The sequence below is a fragment of the Aquimarina litoralis genome (genome assembly GCF_039523995.1).
GTDB classification, from domain to species: domain Bacteria; phylum Bacteroidota; class Bacteroidia; order Flavobacteriales; family Flavobacteriaceae; genus Aquimarina; species Aquimarina litoralis.
In genome coordinates, this window is record NZ_BAAAGE010000002.1 from 248,496 (window position 1) to 269,861 (window position 21,366).

At 33.1% G+C, this 21,366-nt stretch carries 13 protein-coding genes and 1 pseudogene; 7 read left to right on the forward strand and 7 right to left on the reverse strand.

The genetic code is table 11. From position 1 onward, the window contains the following. Positions 1-25: 25 nt before the first annotated feature. Positions 26-577 carry a hypothetical protein gene (locus ABD077_RS10040; protein WP_343912183.1) on the reverse strand — a complete coding sequence of 184 codons (552 nt, stop codon included), beginning with the start codon at positions 575-577 and terminating at the stop codon, positions 26-28. Between the two features lie 216 nt (positions 578-793). On the opposite strand from ABD077_RS10040, the gene ychF reads away from it, so the two are divergent. The 3 genes from ychF to ABD077_RS10055 all read left to right on the forward strand — a co-directional run bounded on the left by ychF (position 794) and on the right by ABD077_RS10055 (position 5,247). Beyond that, a complete protein-coding gene (gene ychF / locus ABD077_RS10045; protein ID WP_299602046.1) occupies positions 794-1,888 on the forward strand; it encodes a redox-regulated ATPase YchF in 1,095 nt (364 codons plus the stop codon). 123 nt (positions 1,889-2,011) lie between these two features. After that, positions 2,012-2,911, forward strand: a complete 900-nt coding sequence (locus tag ABD077_RS10050; protein ID WP_343912184.1) for a DMT family transporter — start codon at positions 2,012-2,014, stop codon at positions 2,909-2,911. 146 nt (positions 2,912-3,057) lie between these two features. After that, entirely contained in the window at positions 3,058-5,247 is a 2,190-nt protein-coding gene (locus ABD077_RS10055; RefSeq protein WP_343912185.1) for a tetratricopeptide repeat-containing hybrid sensor histidine kinase/response regulator, read from the forward strand. Between the two features lie 48 nt (positions 5,248-5,295). Here the strand turns inward: ABD077_RS10055 and ABD077_RS10060 are convergent, their stop codons facing one another. Together ABD077_RS10060 and ABD077_RS10065 are read right to left on the reverse strand one after the other, a co-directional pair. Next, entirely contained in the window at positions 5,296-7,737 is a 2,442-nt protein-coding gene (locus tag ABD077_RS10060; RefSeq protein ID WP_343912186.1) for an alpha/beta hydrolase family protein, read from the reverse strand. A 95-nt stretch (positions 7,738-7,832) separates the two neighbouring features. Continuing rightward, the gene (locus tag ABD077_RS10065; protein WP_343912187.1) at positions 7,833-8,597 is read right to left on the reverse strand and encodes an alpha/beta fold hydrolase; all 765 of its coding nucleotides are present in this window, start codon (positions 8,595-8,597) and stop codon (positions 7,833-7,835) included. A gap of 127 nt (positions 8,598-8,724) precedes the next feature. On the opposite strand from ABD077_RS10065, the gene ABD077_RS10070 reads away from it, so the two are divergent. Beyond that, positions 8,725-10,602 carry a M61 family metallopeptidase gene (locus ABD077_RS10070; protein WP_343912188.1) on the forward strand — a complete coding sequence of 626 codons (1,878 nt, stop codon included), beginning with the start codon at positions 8,725-8,727 and terminating at the stop codon, positions 10,600-10,602. 57 nt (positions 10,603-10,659) lie between these two features. Here the strand turns inward: ABD077_RS10070 and ABD077_RS10075 are convergent, their stop codons facing one another. The 3 genes and pseudogenes from ABD077_RS10075 to ABD077_RS10085 form a co-directional block, all read right to left on the reverse strand. Then, positions 10,660-12,384: a phytoene desaturase family protein gene (locus ABD077_RS10075; RefSeq protein ID WP_343912189.1), complete on the reverse strand. Its 1,725-nt coding sequence runs from the start codon at positions 12,382-12,384 to the stop codon at positions 10,660-10,662. A 135-nt stretch (positions 12,385-12,519) separates the two neighbouring features. Further along, positions 12,520-12,978, reverse strand: a pseudogene (locus ABD077_RS10080) (SRPBCC domain-containing protein). Then, the gene (locus ABD077_RS10085) at positions 12,971-13,300 is read right to left on the reverse strand and encodes an ArsR/SmtB family transcription factor (protein WP_343912190.1); all 330 of its coding nucleotides are present in this window, start codon (positions 13,298-13,300) and stop codon (positions 12,971-12,973) included. The pseudogene ABD077_RS10080 and the gene ABD077_RS10085 overlap by 8 nt, the downstream one beginning before the upstream one ends. A gap of 190 nt (positions 13,301-13,490) precedes the next feature. Here ABD077_RS10085 and katG point away from each other — a divergent pair, with 190 nt between their 5' ends. Continuing rightward, complete coding sequence (katG, locus tag ABD077_RS10090) at positions 13,491-15,704, forward strand: catalase/peroxidase HPI (RefSeq protein WP_343912191.1); 2,214 nt, start codon at positions 13,491-13,493, stop codon at positions 15,702-15,704. A gap of 112 nt (positions 15,705-15,816) precedes the next feature. Here katG and ABD077_RS10095 read toward each other — a convergent pair whose 3' ends face one another. After that, positions 15,817-16,338, reverse strand: a complete 522-nt coding sequence (locus ABD077_RS10095) for a GNAT family N-acetyltransferase (RefSeq protein WP_343912192.1) — start codon at positions 16,336-16,338, stop codon at positions 15,817-15,819. A gap of 229 nt (positions 16,339-16,567) precedes the next feature. On the opposite strand from ABD077_RS10095, the gene ABD077_RS10100 reads away from it, so the two are divergent. Beyond that, positions 16,568-18,421: a DNA topoisomerase IV subunit B gene (locus ABD077_RS10100; protein ID WP_299602017.1), complete on the forward strand. Its 1,854-nt coding sequence runs from the start codon at positions 16,568-16,570 to the stop codon at positions 18,419-18,421. A gap of 36 nt (positions 18,422-18,457) precedes the next feature. Continuing rightward, positions 18,458-21,127 (forward strand): DNA gyrase/topoisomerase IV subunit A, encoded by a 2,670-nt coding sequence (locus ABD077_RS10105; RefSeq protein ID WP_343912193.1) that lies wholly within the window; start codon positions 18,458-18,460, stop codon positions 21,125-21,127. The last annotated feature ends 239 nt before the right edge of the window (positions 21,128-21,366 follow it).

Genomic DNA, 21,366 nt, shown 5'->3' on the forward strand with positions numbered 1-21,366 from the left:
TTTTTATTATTTTCCAAAATATAATTTATTTCAACTTATAACTCGTAGATATGATTGAATCGGATTTAGAATCATAAGTTTCTAAGATTAGGTTTTTTGTATCGTCAAAATGCCCTAAACAATTATTGTCTTTTGCAAAATTCACCAAATAATAACCGTTAGATAAGGGACGAGCTTTCAGCATTTTTTCTCCATTTTCGTCTATAATTGTAAATATATATCCAGAGCCATTTGGGATACTGCTATATAATTTTTCGGAGGATGTTTTACCAGCATTCTTTACCGAAACCGTCTGTGGAGAATATACTGCCGTTCTATTCGTATCCTCATCTTCTTCATCTGGATTCAATTTTAGTTCACTTTTTTTGGTAATTATCTGTTGTTCAGTAATTACTTTTTCTTCTCCATTAGCACCTTTAATCCGTATAGTTTTTGTAACAACTTCTTCAGAAGAGTTTTCTTTGGGTTTAGTTTCTGCAGTTTCTTCTTTTTTCTCCTTTTTATCTTCAGATTGTGTGTATCCAATAAAAACTGAAAATAAAAGTATCAATAATGTTACTTTCTTATATACTTTCATAGGTTAATCATTTAGTGAGTTAAAAATACAAAAAGTTCAAAACTTTTGATTACCGTATTTTTTATTAAAAATTTCGCTTTTACATTAACAACTATTATTTGACGATTATTTTGTGATAATCTATTTCTTTAGTATTTGTTTACTATGCCTTAATACCATTATCTTTGCACACTTAAAAATTTGAACAAATACTTTTGTTCCTAGATAACGAAAAATATGAAAGCAGGAATAGTTGGATTGCCGAACGTTGGGAAATCAACACTTTTTAATTGTTTGTCTAATGCAAAGGCACAAAGTGCTAATTTTCCTTTTTGTACCATAGAACCTAATATTGGAGTTGTAAATGTACCAGATCCAAGACTAAAAAAGCTTGAAGAGCTTGTTAATCCGGAAAAAGTGATACCAGCTACTGTAGAGATTGTGGATATTGCTGGATTGGTAAAAGGAGCGAGTAAAGGTGAAGGTTTAGGGAACCAGTTTTTAGGAAACATAAGAGAAACGGATGCTATAATTCATGTACTTCGTTGTTTTGATAATGATAATATTGTACACGTTGATGGTTCAATAGATCCTATAAGAGATAAAGAAACTATAGATATAGAGTTGCAACTAAAAGACCTAGAAACTTTAGAAAAGAAATTAGATAAAATAAAGCGTGCTGCAAAAACAGGTAATAAAGAGGCGCAAAAGGAAGAGTCCGTTCTTTTAGCATTAAAAGAAGGTTTAGAAGAAGGTAAATCTGTACGAGCTGTAGATGTTTCTGAAGATGATCATCTAGCGTATGTAAAACCTTTACAGTTTATAACTGATAAACCAGTATTATATGTTTGTAATGTTGATGAAGGAGCTGCAGTAGAGGGTAATGATCACGTAAAACGTGTAAAAGAAGCAGTGGCTTCTGAAAATGCTGAAGTAATTATTCTTGCAGTAGGAACGGAAGCGGATATCACAGAACTCGAAGATTACGAAGAAAGGCAAATGTTTTTGCAGGATATGGGATTAGAAGAGCCTGGATCTTCTGTTTTAATTCGAGCAGCCTATAAATTACTTAATCAACAGACGTATTTTACTGCTGGTGTAAAAGAGGTAAGAGCTTGGACAATTCCTATCGGTGCAACCGCTCCCCAAGCAGCAGGAGTAATCCATACAGATTTTGAAAAAGGATTTATTCGTGCCGAAGTAATTAAATATGAAGATTATGTATCTTTTGGTAGCGAAGCTAAGGTAAAAGAGGCTGGAAAATTAGGGATTGAAGGGAAAGGATATGTGGTAAACGATGGAGATGTTATGCATTTCCTATTTAATGTATAATGAAGGACTAACAACATAACATTGATGAAACCTCTTAGAAAATCTAAGAGGTTTTTTGTTGGGCATCGTAATTCTATAACTACATTTTCAAAATTTAAAAACTATTGATTCTAATATTGTACCATGCAAAAATCTAAACAAGTCTCTATTGGTATCATTCTAGCAATAATTGGAGTAGTACTTTTTTCGGCGAAAGCGGTAATGGTAAAAATGGCGTATAAATATCAGATAAGTTCAGAACATTTATTATTATTTAGAATGTCTTTTTCTTTGCCAATCTATTTAGTTATTGCCATGCTGACAAGAACTGCGAACCCAGAGAAAATAAAGAAGTCAGATTATATATGGATCTTATTTTTTGGTTTTATAGGGTATTATTTAGCGAGTTATTTTGACTTTTTAGGATTGCAATATATTAAAGCAGGCTTAGAGCGTATTATTTTATTTATATATCCAACATTAGTATTGGTGATATCAAGAGTTTTTCTAAAAACGAAAATTTCCAAAAAACAATTGGTAGCTATTGGAATTACTTATGTTGGAGTTATCATTACATTCTGGCAGGAACTTCAACTAGATACTCCCAATATTCATTTAGGAGTTTTTCTAATTTTTTTAAGTGCATTAACATATGCTATATATCTTGTTGGAAGCGGTTGGTTGATACCTAAATTTGGTGTTGTAGTTTTTACTTCATACGCAATGATTGTTTCATCATTTTGTATTATAATCCAATACCTGCTTTTTGATAGGGGAGATGTTACCAGTTATCCAGGAGAAGTATATGTTTTGGGTATTTTCATGGCATTTTTTGCTACGGTGGTGCCTTCATATCTTATTTCGGCGGCAATTAGTCGCTTAGGAGCATCGAATGTTGCTATTATAGGAAGTTTAGGTCCTGTTTCTACAATTTTACTTGCATTTTTTATATTGGATGAGAACCTTTCTATATTACAGATTTTAGGTGCTACAATTGTAATTTTCGGAATTTATTTTACAACAAAAAAAGCAAAAAGCTCCTAGTCGTTGTGAATTTATTTTTAATCTTAACAGCATAAAATCACTAAACTTTATTCTTTTTTTAGTAAATTAACAAAGAAGAACGATCGTTTCTTTAGGTGCATCGGGAATATGTGGAGAAGCAATCATTTATCAAAAACTAACTAATTTTGAGGGGAAGGTCATTATTTTTCATCATTTTATGGACTATTCCATGGTTCTTGTATTGTCAGGAAGAAACGAAATTTCCTGTAAATGATAGTTTGCAATTTCTAATAGATACATCCAATAATTTAACTTTTGAGTATAAAGTCAAAGAATCTCTAGAGTACGCCATAAAAGCTGCTAATTATGCTCATGAATTAAAAAATGATCACTATAAATCCGAGGCTTACTATCTTATGGCTTACAATTATCAAGTAATTGTAGATTATAAAAATGCAGAAGAATACTACAGGAAATCATTACATTATGCTGAAAAGGCAGAAGATTCTTTGCTTATTCTATGGAATAATAATGGATTAGGAAATGTTTTTTCCGATGGATATAAAGATTTAGAGGCATCGCTGGTATATTACCACAAGGCTATTGATTTGGGTAAGCGATTGAATAAACCTGAAGAGTATATGACTCCGATCATTAATTTAGCTTGGACATACGTTGACACGAAAGAATTTGATAAAGCCATTCCTTATATCGAAGAAGCTAATAAATTAGTTGTAGAAAATCGAGATATCGAAGGGTATTGTGAAGTGTATTATCTTAAAGGTAGGCTTGCTTTAAGTAAGAATGACTTTGAAAATTCAGAGAAATTTTTCCAGGAAGCACTCAATATAGCAGAAAGGCATAATATGCTATTGGAAGAATCCTACATATATGAAGCTAGAGCAGAGATGTATGCAAAAAAAGGTGAACTTGGCAAAGCCTATGAAGATATCAAACAGTTTCACGAATATAGAGATAAAGTCTACAATAAAGAAAAACTTAAACAAATAGAAATCGCAAGAGTAAGTTTTAATGTAGATGAATACGAAAGAGAATTACAAATAGCACAAACAGAGAAAGAGTATCAATCTCAAATGGCTAAGAATAATAGAACTCTTAATATTATAGCTGTTATTGGATTGATCTTTTTATTTGGTACTGCATTTTTCTTTTACGTTAGTTATAGGTCTAAGAAAAATTTAAGTGATGTGCTAAAAGATAAAAATGCACAACTTATAGAAGCTAAGGCAGAGGCTGAAAAACTTACTCAAGTAAAATCACAGTTTATTTCTACAGTAAGTCATGAGTTAAGAACACCATTATACGGTGTGGTTGGTATCACCTCATTATTATTAGAAGATAAAGATGTTTTAGATAGGCATAAAAAGTTATTAGGTTCTTTAAAGTTTTCGGGAGATTATCTTCTAAATCTAATTAACAACGTACTTCAAATAAGTAAAATAGAATCTAATAAAGTAAAATTAGCTAAGACACCTACCAATCTTTTCAAACTATCACAAAACTTACTCAATTCATTTGAATATCAAGCGAAAAGTAAAGGGAACGAGCTTATTTTAGAAGTACCTAACGAACTTCCAGAGTCCTTAAATGTAGATTCTTTAAGGTTATCTGAGATTTTAATAAATCTCATAGGTAATGCTTCGAAGTTTACTGAAAATGGGAAGATCTGGTTACGTATTATTTTATTAAACAAAGAAAAAGATTCGATTCATATTAGATATGAAGTAGAAGATAATGGAGTGGGTATTCCAGAAGATAAAAAGGATTTCGTTTTTGAGAAATTTTCACAGGTAGATCGAGAATCTAATAATGTAGAAGGTACTGGACTTGGTTTATCCATTGTAAAAAACCTTTTGGAAATGATGGACGGTAGAGTACATTTAGAAAGTAATGAAGGCAGAGGTACGAAGTTCTATTTTGATCTTACTCTAGAAATTTTAGAAGAAGGAGTGGAGCTTGCTAATAATGAAATGAACAATGGAAAAGCCAAAGTGTACCGTAGAATATTAGTTGCAGAAGATAATAAGATTAATCAAATAGTTACTAAAAACTTATTAAGTTTAATTGGGTATGATTGTGTCATTGTAGAAAATGGCTTTAATGCCATTCAAATGGTAAAGAAAGAAGATTTTGATTTAATACTTATGGATTTAAATATGCCTTACTTAAATGGTTCTGAGGCTACCAAACGAATACGAGAATTTGATCAGAAAACTCCTATCATTGCACTTACTGCTGCAGAATTAGGAGAAGTAAAAGATGACTGTTTAGAAATAGGTATGAATGATTTAATTAATAAACCTCTTAACAAAAATGATTTAAGAGATATTATTGTAAAAAATTTACTGCCTTAATCATAAAAAACGCGCCAGATTTTTCTGGCGCGTCTTGTATTTAATTTATTAATTAGTTCCTTCGGAAATCGGTTTTTTCTTATTTTTTACATATTTCTCCAACCATTGATCTTGTTCCCATAAAAGATGTAGAATAGATTCTTTAGCTCTATAGCCATGACTTTCTTTAGGAAGCATGATCAATCTGGCAGTAGCACCTAAACCTTTTAGAGCATTAAAATATCGTTCACTTTGTAGCGGATATGTTCCAGAATTGTTATCAGCTTTTCCGTGTATTAATAGTAAAGGAGTTTTCATTTTATCGGCATGCATAAAAGGAGACATCGTATAATATACTTCTGGTGCTTCCCAGTAACTTCTTTCTTCACTTTGGAATCCAAAAGGGGTTAATGTTCTATTATATGCTCCACTTCTGGCGATACCTGCTGCGAAAAGGTTAGAGTGTGATAATAGATTGGCAGTCATAAACGCACCATAAGAATGTCCTCCTACAGCAACACGGTTTCTATCGATAAGTCCTAAATTATCTACAGCATCTATAGCAGCTTTTGCATTAGCCACTAATTGTTTTCTGAAGGAATCATTAGGTTCTTCATCGCCTTCTCCTACAATTGGGAAAGAAGCATCATCTAATACTACATAACCTCTTGTAACCCAATACACCATAGAACCCCACCATGGATAGGTAAATTCATTTGGATTGGAAGTAGATTGTGAAGCACTTTTCTTGTCCTTGAATTCTTCAGGATATGCCCATAAAATCATCGGTAACTTTTCTTTTTTGGTTTTATCATATCCAATTGGTAAATACAATGTACCTGATAACTCCAAACCATCCTCTCTTTTGTATTTAATCACTTCTTTATGCACACCTTCTAACGCAGCAAAAGGATTTGCGAAGTTGGTAATTTGCTTTAGGTTATCCTTCCCATTGATATTTCTAATATAATAGTTGGGGTATTCACTTGGTGATTCTACACGAACAAGAAATTCTCCTTTTGAAAGATTAATAGCACCATTTATACTCTCTACTTTATTTGTATAGGTCGACTTATAAACTCTTTCCGAAGTATTATTTTTTAAGTTTAATTTATCTATGAATGGAAATTGTCCTTCTTTACTAAAGCCATCTCCCATTAGATATACATTTCCTTTTGTAATATCTATTACAGATCGATCAAATTCATTTATAGAGGTTACAAAGTTCCCTGGATCATTATATCTATCCTGATAGTTTCTATCATGAATAATTTCTGGTTTTACTGATGGTTTGTTAGGATCAAAAACATAGGTCTTGGTATTCCTTGTATTCCACCAATAGTCATAGGCAAAAGCAATATTTTTATTATTACTCCATTGTATCCCTGCATAACGGTTGATTGTTTTTAAAATAGATTTTGGCTTTCCTTCAAAAGGTGCATCTTGTTCAAAAACTTCGTCTCTAAAGGCTACTTTAATCTCAGGATCTCCTTTATCCAGCGCTTCTGCCCAAACAAGCGTAGCTGGTTTGTCTGCTCTCCAACTCATAGACCTTTTTCCAATTCGGATAGCCATAAAACCTTTTGGTCTTACCTCGTCTATAGGAACTTCATTCACCACTTTAAAAGGCTCTCCAGAACTCTTATAAATGGTCGTTTTTTGAGGGAAACGATTGAAAGGAACTAAATAAGAAAAAGGTTTTTCTATTTGTGTAACCATTACATAGTTACCATCTGGAGAAAATGAGAAATTTCTTATCATACCAGTGGTAGACCAAGATGTTTTTGTGCCATCAAGGTTTACTTTAAATATTTCTGAAGTGGCTAATTGCTCAAAATTATATTCGTCATTAGGATTTTTTAATAAATCCTGATAGGTTCTGTTTTGTGCTTTTGTTCCTTCACTAACAGAGATCGTAGGTCCTGTTGGAATTGCTTCATCTACATTAATTAATGCTTTTTTGTTTTTAGATAAAAATTTAACCAGTAAAGCAGAATTATCTTTAAACCACCTAAATGGGGATCCCATATTAGCATTAAGAGTTGCATCTGTTAATTTAGTTGCTTTATTGGTTTTAATATCTACTAACCATAATTCTACACCATTTAAAGTTGTATGTGTAAAAGCTACTTTAGTTTGGTCTGGAGACCAAGAAAGATTTGATAATCTTAGATTTTTAGGAAGACCGTTAACTTGTATAGGTTCGCCATCTATTCTCTTTAATTTAATATTATTAAAATAGTTAGCACGACTAGAAATGTTGGTTTTTGGGTTAATTCGTAATCCAGCTAACCTCATTTCTTTTTCCGATAGTTCGGTGATAGTTTTATATCCATCACGATACAAGAAAATTAGTTGTTCTCCTTTTTCATCTATACGAATAGAAGGAGCAAGTGGAACATCCACTAAATCTAAAATCTCTTTTACAGGTTTTTGGTATTCTAAATTTTCTTGGGCATGAAGTACTGAACCAATAAACAGTATCATTAAAAATGATTTGATGAATTTCATAAGTTTTCGATGTTTGTATGATAAATCAAAAATAAAATTTTAATTGATTAAATAGGGATAACTATAAATAATTCTAGACTATTTCTGCCCCGAATTTATAAACTTAGGACAAAGTCGACTGTTTTTTCAACAACCATGTTTGGTGCTTCTTTATGTGGTGTGTGACCTATTTTGGGAATGATAAGAGCTGTGGATATTCCTTGTGTTTTTGTAATGATACTCGTTACCTGATCTAAAGTTCCATATTCATCTTTTTCTCCTTGAATTATAAGAGAAGGACAGGTGATACGTTCTAAGTAGTCCTCTATATTCCAGTTAGCGAAGGTAGGAGAGAGCCAAGTTTCTGTCCACATAGTAAAGACTGCATCTGTGTTTGAACTGTGATATTTGGTTAGTTTTTCTCTAAGGTTTGTAGTATTGTAGGCAAGTTTAGCTTCTCTAATTCCGTGTAACGTTTCTTTTTCTACAAATACATGAGCGCCTTCGGTAATAATACCAGATATTTTGTCTGGATATAATGATGCAGTTAATAACGCAATGCTTCCTCCATCACTATGACCAAATAGAATTATTTTATTGAGCCTTAAATGATCAATAAGTTGTATTAAAGTATCAGCTTCTTTTTTTAAATAGTCTTTATCTCTTTTATTCTCTGAAAATGGAGCTGACTTGCCATATCCCTGACGATCATAAGATAGTACATTATAATCAATCCTTCTTTTGATTTTTTCTGGAAAATCTCTCCAAAGTTCTATACATCCTAATGAGTCGTGTAAGAATATAATAGTTGGTTTCGAAGTGTCTAATGTTTCTGGATCGCAAGAAAGCCTTATACGATGTGTATTGATAAAAATGTCCAAATGCAAAATTTGTAAGTAAATAATGATCAAAAATAGGTTAAAGTCTATACAAATTATATATTTTGCAAGATCAAAGTTGTAACACCTCATTATTTTGGGCGTTTACCATTATAAATATTTAAAATACATGAAAAAAGTACTAGTTGCAGTCTCTACCGGTTTATTGTTAGTAGGATGTGGTTCTATGAATACATCGAACGATATAGCTTCAAAAACACCGATAGTTGCGAAAGTTGATCTTACCGAAGTTACCGATGATAAAGTTCCTATGACTATTAATCCGGGACGCTTTACGCAAGATACAATAAACTATTTTTTACCTAAAGTAGTGCAGGGAACATATGCTGTTAGTGATTTTGGAAAGTTTATCGATAATTTCAGAGCTTTAGATTATAATGGAGCGGAATTACCAACTAACAAAATTGATGATAATACTTGGCAAATTGTTAATGCTACACAATTAGATAAAATTGTGTATTTGGTGAATGATACCTACGATATTGAAAATACAGGTGTTGATACTCCATTCTCACCATCAGGGACTAATATAGAATCTGATAATTTTGTATTGAATTTGCATGGGTTTATAGGTTACTTTGATGTATTAAAGAATAATCAATATGCTATAGAAGTAAAAGCTCCGTCCGATATGCAAAGGACTTCTGCATTACAGAATGTAGGTGTAGAAAAAAGTGAAGACGGATCTATTACTACAGATAAGTATTTTGCTAATAGATATTTCGATGTTACCGACAATCCTATGATGTATGGTAATTTGGATGTAGAAGAATTTGAAGTAGGAGGGATTAAAATTGTTTTAAGTGTATATTCTCCAAATAAAACATACTCGGCAGCAGGGATAAAGGAAACTGTTTTTAAAATGATGGAAGCCCAAAAGAAATATTTGGGAGATATTGATAGTACACCTAGGTATGATATCTACTTGTATCTAGCTTCACAATCTCAATCTGCTCCTACAGGTTTTGGAGCGTTAGAGCACCATACTTCTACTGTAGTAGTATTACCAGAGGCTATTCCTGAAGATGCTTTGGCATCTGCCATGATTGATGTAGTGTCTCACGAGTTTTTTCACATCGTAACTCCCTTAAGCGTACATTCCGAAGATGTTCATTATTTTGATTATAACAATCCTACTTTTTCTAAGCACTTATGGATGTATGAAGGAATCACAGAATACTTTGCTAGTGTTTTTCAGGTAAATCAAGATCTTGTTTCTGAAGAGGAATTTTATACGAAAATGATGGGTAAAATAGATTCTGCAAGTTTGTTTGATGATGCAATGAGTTTTACCGAAATGAGTGAAAATATCTTGAATGAGCCTTATGCTAAGAACTATGCGAATGTATATGAAAAAGGAGCTTTAATCGGAATGTGTATTGATATTCTCATGCGTGAGGAAAGTGATGGAAATCGTGGAATCTTATTACTAATGAAAGAACTTTCTTTAAAGTATGGTAAAAATAAACCGTTTGAAGATGACAAAATTATTGATGAAATAGTAGCGATGACCTATCCGTCTATAGAAAAGTTTTTAACGACTCATGTTATAGGAAAAACTCCTATTAATTATAACGAGTTTTTTGAGAAAGTAGGACTTTCTATGGGAGTTAAGGATATCGAGACGGATTACGTAAGAAATGGTAATAATATAATTGTTGGTGGAGATCAGGATAAAGGGACTATATTTTTTACAGAGGATGTAGCAGAAAATAGTTTTTGGGTTACAAATGGAGTAAAACCGTTTGATGTTATAAAAGAGGTAAACGGAACTGTCTTAACATTGATAAATGCGAATTCTGTATTGCAAAATACGCTACAATGGAAAGTGGGTGATGATGTAGAAGTAAAATTGGATAGAGGAGGCGAGGAAATTTTGATAAAGACAAAATTAACAAAGTCATATACTAAAGGAAAAGCATTAAGTAGTCTCGAAAACCCAACAGAAAAACAACTAAAGCTGAGAGAAGCTTGGTTAAAAGGATAATTAAAAAAAGCGGGTCAATAATAAGGCCCGCTTTTTTCTTTTCTATTTGCTAGTATGCTAAGAAAATCCATCAACACCAGCTGCTAAACGATCACGTTTTACTTTAATCTTTTTTAGCATCCATTCTGGATATTGAGAATCGTCTTCGGCTTCATATATTTTTATTTCCTGTGATTCGTCGGGAACCAACAGATCTTCTTGTCTACATTTTAATATTTTAGCTGCAGTTTCAACACCAGAGTACCCAGCTCCAGCTACTCCATGTGATAAAACACTCGCACCACACAAATATAAATTTTCTATTTCGCTTTTAGCTTTATAAGAAAATGGGCCTATTTGCCAAAAACTCTTTTCCGTTCCGTAAACACAACCATTAGTAGAGTTTATGTAGTATTCATTCGTAATAGGAGTTCCTAATTCTTTCTGTACGATCTTTTCTCGTACTCCAGGAATTACCGTTTCTAAAGTGCGAATCATCTTTTCAGTTAATTGAGCTTTAAAATTCAGATATGCTTCGGAACGTCTACGCTCTTCATTTTTGAACTCGTTAAATGATTCGTGATTGATATAAGTAATAGCTTCAATAGTATGATAGCGTCCATCAAAACTAATAGGATCTTTTAAGGTGGTACAACTGATAAACATTCCTGGAAAAGTATCTCCTTCTAATATGTTTATTTTCTGTGTGTCCTCAAATAAAGTATCTAAATCTTCATGTTGCATTAACCAGATATTCCCAGAGTCTAAACCAGCTTTACGAACATCCATGTCAACGGTGAGAAATAACATTAAAGAAGTACAAGAATACTTGGTTTTACCTAGACGTTTATTAAGCTTTTTGCTAATATTTTCCTTCCCGATCAAGTCTATAAATGTCTTTTGTGGATCAGCATTAGAAATTATTTGTTTTGCGAATATTTTTTCTCCACTTTCTAATTGTACTCCAATAGCTCTTTTTTTTCTATTGACTTCTAATAAAATTTTAGAAACCTTTTTGCTGGTTTGAATGTTACCATTATGCTTTTTTAAAGCTTTAGTCATTGCTTTTACCAGAGCACCACCGCCACCTACAGGATAGTAGCCTCCACTAGAATAATGTCCCATTACGGCTGCGTGCAAAGGAAAACTAGCTCTCGATGGAGGTAATCCGTGATCGCCGATTTGTATATTTAGTACTGCTTTTAACAATGGGTTTTTGATGTGTTTGTTGATTACTTTGCGTAAACTGAAAACACTATATTTCCCCATGTTTTTTGTTCTAAAAGGAATAGTGATATGCTGCCAGAATCCTTTTACCTTAGGAATTAGTTGTAGTTCGTAGCTCACATCGCTTACTAACTTTAGATAAGAAGCAATTCCTTTTTGTTCTTCTGGAAACTGTTTGGATAATACTTCTTTTATATTTTCATAGCCGGCTGGCATATCAATACGATGCTTGCCGATCCAACAATGTTCATAAGCTTCGGGATTCATTCTAAAGAAAGAGACATCGTTTGCTATACCTAATCCCCCATATAAATCGCTTGTGGATTCACCTTTGTTTAATAATCCTACATAGTGTACGCCAGGCGTAAACCTGTATCCATTGAGATAAAAACTATGACACCATCCACCAGGAACATCATGTTGTTCTAGAACCAAAACTTTTTGACCAGCACGTGCTAAACAAATAGCAGATGCAAGACCACCAGCGCCAGATCCAATAATTATTGTGTCGTATTGTTTTGGATCATTTTCGTTAGATTTCATCACTTCACCGTCTTTATCAATAGATTTAATCACCTTGATTATGTATTTAGTTTTCCAGCATTTTTTGTTAAAGGTATTGTTTTTTTGGTTTAGTAAAGAATTATAGTAGAAAGTATACAAAATTTGCTAGTAGTCTATCGTAGAAATGTTATGGTATATTGGTTATAGTTAAGCGTTATCAGAAGCTTCTACAAATGCTTTCAATCTATCAAATACAGATCCCCAACCATTCATAAAGCCCATTTTTTCCTGTTGCAGACAATATTCTTCAGTTTTATGAACTACATTAAATGTGAAATTTGTTTTTTCTCCATCTTTTTCGAACAGTGCTTGTAACTCTACATCTTCTGTCATAGGTTTAAAATCAGCAGAAGAAATTATTTTCTCATGTGTTAGAATTTCTTTATAGATACCTTCAGATATAAACTCACTACCATCTGGCATTTCCATAGCATACTTTCAGGTAACATGTACTTTAAAGTTGTGTTCTATGACTTTTGTTTTCATACCCTTTGGTCCCCACCACTGAACAATATGTTCCGAATTGGTCCATGCTTCCCAGACAAGTTCAATAGGAGCATTAAAAGTTCTTTTTAATGATAATGTACGTTTGTTTAAATCACTCATTGTTTTTGGTATTAGATTGTAGTTTATATAAATAGTCTTCAAAAGAGTCTAATCTGTCTTCCCATAAGTTTTTGTATTGTTCTATCCATAAGAATGCTGGTATCAAATTTTGTGGTTGTATAAGGCAGTAACGTTCTCTTCCTTTTTTGGAAATAGATATGATACCGCATTCTTCCAGTATTTTTAGATGTTTAGAAATGGCAGGGCGACTTACATCAAATTTTTCTGCAATAGCATTTACGGATAAAGTTTGATTTGCTAGAATAGAAATGATATTTCTTCTAATAGGATCTGCTATAGCCTGAAAAACGTCTCTTCTCATTTAAAATGTAACTGAATGGTTACAAATTTAATTGTAACCGTTTGGTTACGCAAATTTTTAACAGAGTTTTTAAAGTTTATAATTGGGTATAAGAATTATTGATTGTAATGTTGTTTAAATATATGGAAAATCTATACAATGTAGAGCAGTAAATGGCTAACTTTGGAAGTATACTTTAAAACTCTATATTATGAATAACACGAAAAGCTATGGTATAAATAGCCAAGGGGATATTAGTAAGTGTCCATACATGGGAGGACCTCAAAAGCATACTGCTGGTCATGGAACGACCAACAGAGATTGGTGGCCAAACGAATTAAAATTAAATGTTTTAAGACAGCATAATTTAAAATCAAATCCATTAGGAGATGAATTCGATTATGCAAAAGCTTTCAACAGTCTGGATTATTATGCTTTAAAGAAAGACTTGATGGATTTTATGACTGAGTCACAAGATTGGTGGCCAGCAGATTATGGTCATTATGGAGGTTTAATAATACGTATGGCATGGCATAGTGCCGGAACCTACAGAGCAGGAGATGGAAGAGGTGGAGCTTCTTCAGGATCGTTAAGATTTGCACCATTGAATAGTTGGCCCGATAATGGTAATCTTGACAAAGCACGTTTGTTGTTGTGGCCAATAAAGAAGAAGTATGGAAATAAAATTTCTTGGGCCGATTTAATGATTTTAGCAGGTAACTGTGCTATAGAGTCTATGGGGCTAAAAACCTTTGGTTTTGGCGGAGGAAGAATCGATGTGTGGGAACCAGAACAGGACATCTATTGGGGTTCTGAAAAGGAATGGTTAGGTAACGATGCTCGTTTTTCTGAAGGTAGAGATAATTTAGAAGCTCCTCTTGGAGCTGTTCATATGGGGTTAATATACGTAAATCCAGAAGGGCCAGATGGTACTCCGGATCCTTTGGGTTCCGCTGAAGATATGAGAACTACTTTTAGACGAATGGCAATGAGTGATGAAGAAATTGTAGCATTAACCGCTGGAGGGCATACTTTTGGTAAAGCGCATGGAGCAGCAGATGCTGATCAATATGTGGGAGCAGAACCACACGGAGCTGCTATTGAAGAAATGAGTACTGGTTGGAAAAATACGTACGGATCAGGAGTGTTAGATGATGCAATTACCAGTGGATTAGAAGGTGCATGGACTCCAAATCCTGATAAATGGGATCATGATTATTTTAAAGTATTATTAGATTATGAATGGGAATTAACTAAAAGCCCTGCTGGAGCTCATCAATGGGCACCAAAAGCTGATTCAGGAGCTCCAACAGCACCAACGGCTGGGGATCCTTCAAAGAGACAAGCATTAATGATGACCGATGCTGACATGGCTTTAAAAATTGATCCCGAGTTTTTAAAGATTTCTAAACATTTCAGAAACAATCCCGAAGATTTAGAAGATGCATTTTCTAGAGCATGGTATAAATTAACGCATAGAGATATGGGGCCGATTTCACGTTATTTAGGACCAGAAGTTCCTAAAGAAGAATTGATTTGGCAAGATGTTGTTCCGAAAGGGAAGATGTTAAATGAATCGGAGATTTCTTCTTTAAAAGAGAGTATCATCGATTCTGGACTAACAACTTCACAACTAGTTACCACAGCTTGGGCATCTGCATCAACTTACAGGGATTCTGATAAAAGAGGAGGAGCTAATGGTAGTCGTATTCGTTTAGAACCACAAAAAAGTTGGGAAGCGAATAATCCAGCTGAATTAGCTAAAGTGTTAGATGTTTATGAAACAATTCAGAAGGCTTTTTCTGGAGATGTGTCGATAGCTGATTTAATTGTTCTAGGTGGTAATGTTGGAGTAGAGATGGCTGCTAAAGAAGCTGGTTTTGAAATAACAGTTCCCTTTACTAGTGGAAGAGGAGACGCAACGCAAGAACAAACAGATATTAGTTCTTTTGATTATTTAGAACCTCAAGCTGATGGTTTTAGAAATTATATTCATAAAGATCAAACATCCTCAGCTGAAGACTTATTAGTAGATAGAGCACAACTACTAACGCTTTCTATTCCAGAAATGACAGTTCTTGTTGGGGGATTACGAGTATTAGGAGCAAATTATGATGGTTCTCGTCACGGTGTTTTTACGGACAATATTGGTGTATTAACGAATGATTTCTTTAAAAACATACTTGATTTTACGTATACCTGGAAAGCAACTTCTTCTGATGACGCTTTATTCGAAGGTAGTGATCGCAGAACAGGACAAGTTAAGTTTACAGGAACTAGAGCAGATCTTATTTTTGGTTCTAATACAGAATTAAGAGCTGTAGCAGAAGTTTATGCGTCTGATGATGCTAAAGAAAAATTTGTGCAAGATTTTGTGTCCGCTTGGGCAAAAGTGATGGATCTGGATAGATTTGATATCAAATAGAAATGAAATTGAAAAATTGAATATCCTAAAAAGGTGGTCTTTTAAAAGACTACCTTTTTTACTTCTAATCAATTCTAGCATGTAAATAAGAAATGTTTTGGGTTCATCTTGGTTATAGATTGAATCCTGATTTCGTGATCTTATAATATGATGAATTAAGGATTCCTTTGCAATTTCCATGTTTCCAAAATTTCATACCTATTTTTTCTAACACTCTTATAGACGCACTATTTTCTTGTGTCGCTCTACCAATAATCTCATGAAGTTGTAATTCATGAAAACCATAGGTTAATGTTGCTTTGGCAGCTTCTGTAGCATATCCCTTATTCCATTGGTCTTTATAAAAACGAAAACCCAAATCAATTAGATCTTCTTCATTTTTCTTAAGTCCGCACCATCCGATAAATTGATTCGTGTTTTTTAAGATTACAGCCCATCTTCCATAACCAAGGCTCCTATATTGTCTTTCTTGGTAGTTTTTTAGGAATATGACCGCGTCTTCTATTTTTGCAAATGCTTCATCACCAGTAAATTTAAGGACATCAGGATCTGAATTAAGGTCAAAGAAATCCTGAGCATCTTCATTAATGAATTCTCTTAGTATAAGTCTACCTGTTTCCGCGATGTGTTTCATTATGATAAAGATTGGCAATTTATAAATAAATAAAAAATGCTCTATAAAGGTATATTGTGGTCTGAAATGGTATTTCAATTTTAATGATTTTTAAGGTATTTATTAGTTACTTGGTTGTCTGTCAAATAATCAACAAAAACTAATTCAGAATTGTTAATTACTTTGTAGTTGGGGTATTTTAAAATCGTAAGTGAAATCTTATATTAGCAAGCATTCTACCCAAAATTTTATGAGTCAGGAAACAAAATATACCGAAGATAATATACGATCCCTCGATTGGAAAGAGCATATCCGTATGCGACCTGGGATGTACATAGGGAAACTAGGTGATGGATCTTCAGCAGATGATGGAATCTATATTTTACTAAAAGAAGTGCTTGATAATTCTATTGATGAATATGTCATGGGTGCCGGTAAAACCATAGAAATTTCTATACAAGGTGATAAAGTAATTGTTAGAGATTATGGTCGTGGGATCCCTTTGGGAAAAGTAGTTGATGTAGTTTCTAAAATGAATACAGGAGGTAAGTACGATTCCAGAGCATTTAAGAAATCAGTAGGTCTAAATGGAGTAGGTACTAAAGCAGTGAATGCATTATCTACATATTTTAGAGTAGAATCCACCAGAGATGGAAAATCTGCTTCTGCAGAATTCGAAAAAGGAAACCTAACGAATCAGGAAAAATTAGAAGAAACTTCAAGACGAAAAGGAACTAAGGTTTCTTTTATACCAGATGCTTCTATTTTTAAGAATTATAAATATCGTACCGAGTACGTAACAAAAATGCTTAAAAATTATGTGTATCTAAATCCTGGATTAACTATAATTTTTAATGGAGAAAAATATTTTTCTGAAAACGGATTAAAAGATTTACTTTCAGATAATATCAATCAAGAGGATCGTTTATATCCAATTATTCATTTGTTAGGTGAGGATATAGAGATTGCGATTACACATAGTAAAACTCAATATAGCGAAGAATATCATTCTTTTGTAAATGGACAGCATACTACACAAGGAGGAACTCATCAGGCTGCATTTAGAGAAGCGGTAGTAAAAACGGTAAGAGAATTTTATGGAAAAAATTACGAAGCAAGTGATATTCGTAAATCTATCGTTGCTGCCATTAGTTTAAAAGTTATGGAACCGGTTTTTGAAAGTCAGACAAAAACCAAATTAGGTTCCACCGAAATGGGAGGTGATTTTCCAACGGTAAGAACATATATAAATGACTTTGTAAAAACGAAACTGGATAATTTTCTACATAAAAATTCTGATACAGCTGAAGCATTACAACGGAAGATACTTCAAGCAGAACGCGAAAGAAAAGATTTATCCGGTATTCGTAAGTTGGCTAGAGAAAGAGCAAAAAAGGCCAGTTTGCACAATAAAAAATTGAGAGATTGTAGAATTCACCTTACGGATAGTAAAAAAGATAGAAACCTAGAGAGTACTTTGTTTATTACGGAGGGAGATTCAGCAAGTGGATCGATAACAAAATCTAGGGATGTAAATACACAAGCAGTATTTAGTTTACGTGGGAAACCATTAAACAGCTACAACATGTCTAAAAAGATTGTGTATGAAAACGAAGAATTTAATCTGCTTCAGGCGGCATTGAATATAGAAGAATCTTTAGAGGATCTTAGATACAATAATATTGTGATAGCAACCGATGCCGATGTGGATGGAATGCACATACGTTTGTTATTGATTACATTTTTCCTTCAGTTTTTTCCAGAGGTCATTAAAGAAGGACATCTATATATATTACAGACGCCTTTATTTAGAGTACGAAATAAAAAAGAAACTATTTATTGTTACTCAGAACAGGAAAAGAAAGATGCAATTGAAAAATTATCTGGGAAGCCAGAGATTACTCGATTTAAGGGATTAGGAGAAATATCTCCGGATGAATTTGTTCATTTTATTGGAGATGATATTCGTTTAGATCCTGTGATGCTCGATAAAGAAAAGTCTATAGAAGAGTTATTGTCTTTTTATATGGGTAAGAATACACCGAGTAGACAGGAATTTATTATAGAAAATCTGAAAGTAGAATTAGACGCAGTAGAAGATTAATCCAAAAGGAATACAAAAAGTGCCCCGTAAAAAGGTATGGATATAGAAAACGAAAACGAAGAATTGCATAATGAATTAAATCCAGAGGATCATCAGCCTCAGGAAGTGATTACCAAAGTTACTGGAATGTATAAAGACTGGTTTCTGGATTACGCTTCATATGTAATCCTAGAGAGAGCAGTACCAGCAATTGAAGATGGACTGAAGCCAGTACAAAGAAGAATTCTTCATTCTATGAAGGATTTAGACGATGGTCGGTATAATAAAGTAGCAAACATTGTTGGTCATACTATGCAGTATCACCCTCATGGAGATGCTAGTATTGCCGATGCGATGGTACAGATTGGTCAAAGAGACTTACTAATTGATATGCAGGGTAACTGGGGTAATATTCTTACTGGTGATAGAGCAGCAGCTTCTCGTTATATCGAAGCACGTTTATCCAAATTTGCTTTAGATGTTGTGTATAATCCTAAAGTTACGGAATGGCAATTATCGTATGATGGTCGAAAGAAAGAACCAATAAATCTTCCGGTAAAATTCCCATTACTTTTAGCACAAGGAGCAGAAGGTATTGCGGTAGGATTAAGTACCAAGATTCTACCTCATAATTTTATTGAATTAATTGAAGCTTCGATAAAGCACTTATTGGGGAAGCGTTTTACTATTTTGCCAGATTTTCCTACGGCCGGAATTGCTGATTTTACAAACTATAATGATGGTAATCGTGGTGGTAAGGTTAGGGTACGCGCAAAGATTTCTCAATTAGATAAAAATACGTTGATTATAAGTGAGATACCATTTACTACTACAACCTCTAGTTTAATTGATTCTATCCTAAAAGCTAATGATAAAGGGAAGATAAAAATTAAAAAAATAGAGGATAATACAGCAGCAGATGTAGAGATTTTGGTACACCTGCCAAGCGGTATTTCACCAGACAAAACCATTGATGCATTATATGCATTTACCAATTGCGAAACATCAATTTCTCCACTGGGTTGTATTATCGAAGAAAATAGTAGGCCAAATTTTATAGGAGTTTCTGAAATGCTTAAACGTTCTACGGATCATACGGTAGAATTGTTAAAAAGGGAATTAGAAATTCAATTAAATGAACTACAAGAGCAGTGGCATTTTGCTTCTTTGGAAAGAATCTTTATTGAGAATCGTATTTATCGTGAGATAGAAGAAGAAGAAACTTGGGAAGGTGTAATTCAGGCGATTGATAAAGGGTTGCAACCTCATATTAAGCATCTGAAAAGACCTGTTACAGAAGATGATATTGTACGCTTAACTGAGATTCGAATTAAACGAATTTCAAAGTTTGATATTGATAAAGCTCAACAAAAGATAGAAGCTCTTGAAGAAGATATTGCACAAGTAAAACATCACTTAGAGCATTTAGTTGAATATGCAGTATCTTATTTTAAAAGACTGAAAGAAACATATGGTAAAGGTAGAGAGCGCAAAACAGAAATCAGAATTTTTGATGATATAGAAGCTACAAAGGTAGTAATCAGAAATACAAAGCTTTATGTAAATAGAGAAGAAGGTTTTGTAGGTACATCTCTACGAAAAGATGAATATGTAACGGATTGTTCGGATATTGATGATATTATCTGCTTCATGGCAGATGGTAAAATGATGATTACCAAAGTAGGGTCCAAAACATTTGTAGGTAAAGATATTATTCATGTAGCTGTTTTTAAAAAGAAAGACAAAAGAACTATCTATAATATGATCTACCAAGATGGTAGAGGTGGGGCTTCTTACGTAAAACGATTTGCGGTTACCAGTGTTACTAGAGATAAAGAATATGATCTAACACAAGGAAAGAAAAGTTCTAAAATTACTTATTTTACAGCTAATCCTAATGGCGAGGCAGAAGTAATTACCATTTTCTTGCGTCAGGCAGGAAGTATCAAGAAATTAAAATTTGATCTTGATTTTTCTGATTTATTAATAAAAGGAAGAGGTGTAAAAGGTAATATTGTTACTAAATATAACATCAAAAAAATTGAACTGAAGGAACAAGGAGTTTCAACATTAAAGCCTCGTAAAATTTGGTTCGATGAAACTGTAAGAAGATTGAATGTTGATGGAAGAGGAGATTTATTAGGAGAATTTAAAGGCGAAGATAGGTTATTGATTGTTAATCAAAAGGGTGTTGTAAAGACTATAGTTCCGGAAATAACAGTTCATTTTGATTCGGATATGATTGTTCTAGAGAAATGGAAACCTATGAAACCTATTTCTGCAATATACTGGGATGGTGAAAAAGAACGATATTATGTAAAACGATTCATAGTAGAGAATTCGGATAAGGAAGAAAGTTTTATCTCTGACCATCAGAAGTCATTCTTAGAAATTGTCTCCACAGATCATAGGCCAGTAGCAGAAGTTGTTTATAATAAAATTAGAGGTAAGGATCAAAAACCAAATGATGAAATTAGTTTAGAGGATTTTATTGCTGTAAAAGGAATCAAGGCACAAGGAAATCAATTGACTACGGAGAAGGTGAGGCAGATTAATTTATTAGATCCATTGCCCTATGAAGAACCAGAAGATGTGCCAGCAGAAGAAATTGAAGTGGTAGAAGAAGAGGCTGTGGATGGTGACATAAAAAATAAGGAAACAGGAAATGGCGTAACGCTTGATAATGCTGAAGATGATGGCGATGGAGAACAAACTTCTTTGTTTTAAATAGTTTAATTTTAAGTATTTACATGTTTTATGTAAACTATTACTTTATGTTTTAAAATATGTTAATTATGATATTAAAAAGTCCCGTATTTGTATGATATGGGATTTTTTGATATAATAGTTTGGGTTATATAAATTCACTTCTAAGGATTTAAAAAAGACAACTTTATTTGATTTTAAAGTAAATAAAAGTTTATTTAGAATCAGATAATCTAGGTATTTGTAATTTTTTAGAAATT

What these genes read in the sequence shown, in the direction of transcription:
- ABD077_RS10040 (WP_343912183.1), bottom strand. Translation starts at nt 577, where the DNA reads ATGAAAGTATATAAGAAAGTAACATTATTGATACTTTTATTTTCAGTT.
- ychF (WP_299602046.1), top strand. Translation starts at nt 794, where the DNA reads ATGAAAGCAGGAATAGTTGGATTGCCGAACGTTGGGAAATCAACACTT.
- ABD077_RS10050 (WP_343912184.1), top strand. Translation starts at nt 2,012, where the DNA reads ATGCAAAAATCTAAACAAGTCTCTATTGGTATCATTCTAGCAATAATT.
- ABD077_RS10060 (WP_343912186.1), bottom strand. Translation starts at nt 7,737, where the DNA reads ATGAAATTCATCAAATCATTTTTAATGATACTGTTTATTGGTTCAGTA.
- ABD077_RS10070 (WP_343912188.1), top strand. Translation starts at nt 8,725, where the DNA reads ATGAAAAAAGTACTAGTTGCAGTCTCTACCGGTTTATTGTTAGTAGGA.
- ABD077_RS10085 (WP_343912190.1), bottom strand. Translation starts at nt 13,300, where the DNA reads ATGAGAAGAGACGTTTTTCAGGCTATAGCAGATCCTATTAGAAGAAAT.
- katG (WP_343912191.1), top strand. Translation starts at nt 13,491, where the DNA reads ATGAATAACACGAAAAGCTATGGTATAAATAGCCAAGGGGATATTAGT.
- ABD077_RS10095 (WP_343912192.1), bottom strand. Translation starts at nt 16,338, where the DNA reads ATGAAACACATCGCGGAAACAGGTAGACTTATACTAAGAGAATTCATT.
- ABD077_RS10100 (WP_299602017.1), top strand. Translation starts at nt 16,568, where the DNA reads ATGAGTCAGGAAACAAAATATACCGAAGATAATATACGATCCCTCGAT.
- ABD077_RS10105 (WP_343912193.1), top strand. Translation starts at nt 18,458, where the DNA reads ATGGATATAGAAAACGAAAACGAAGAATTGCATAATGAATTAAATCCA.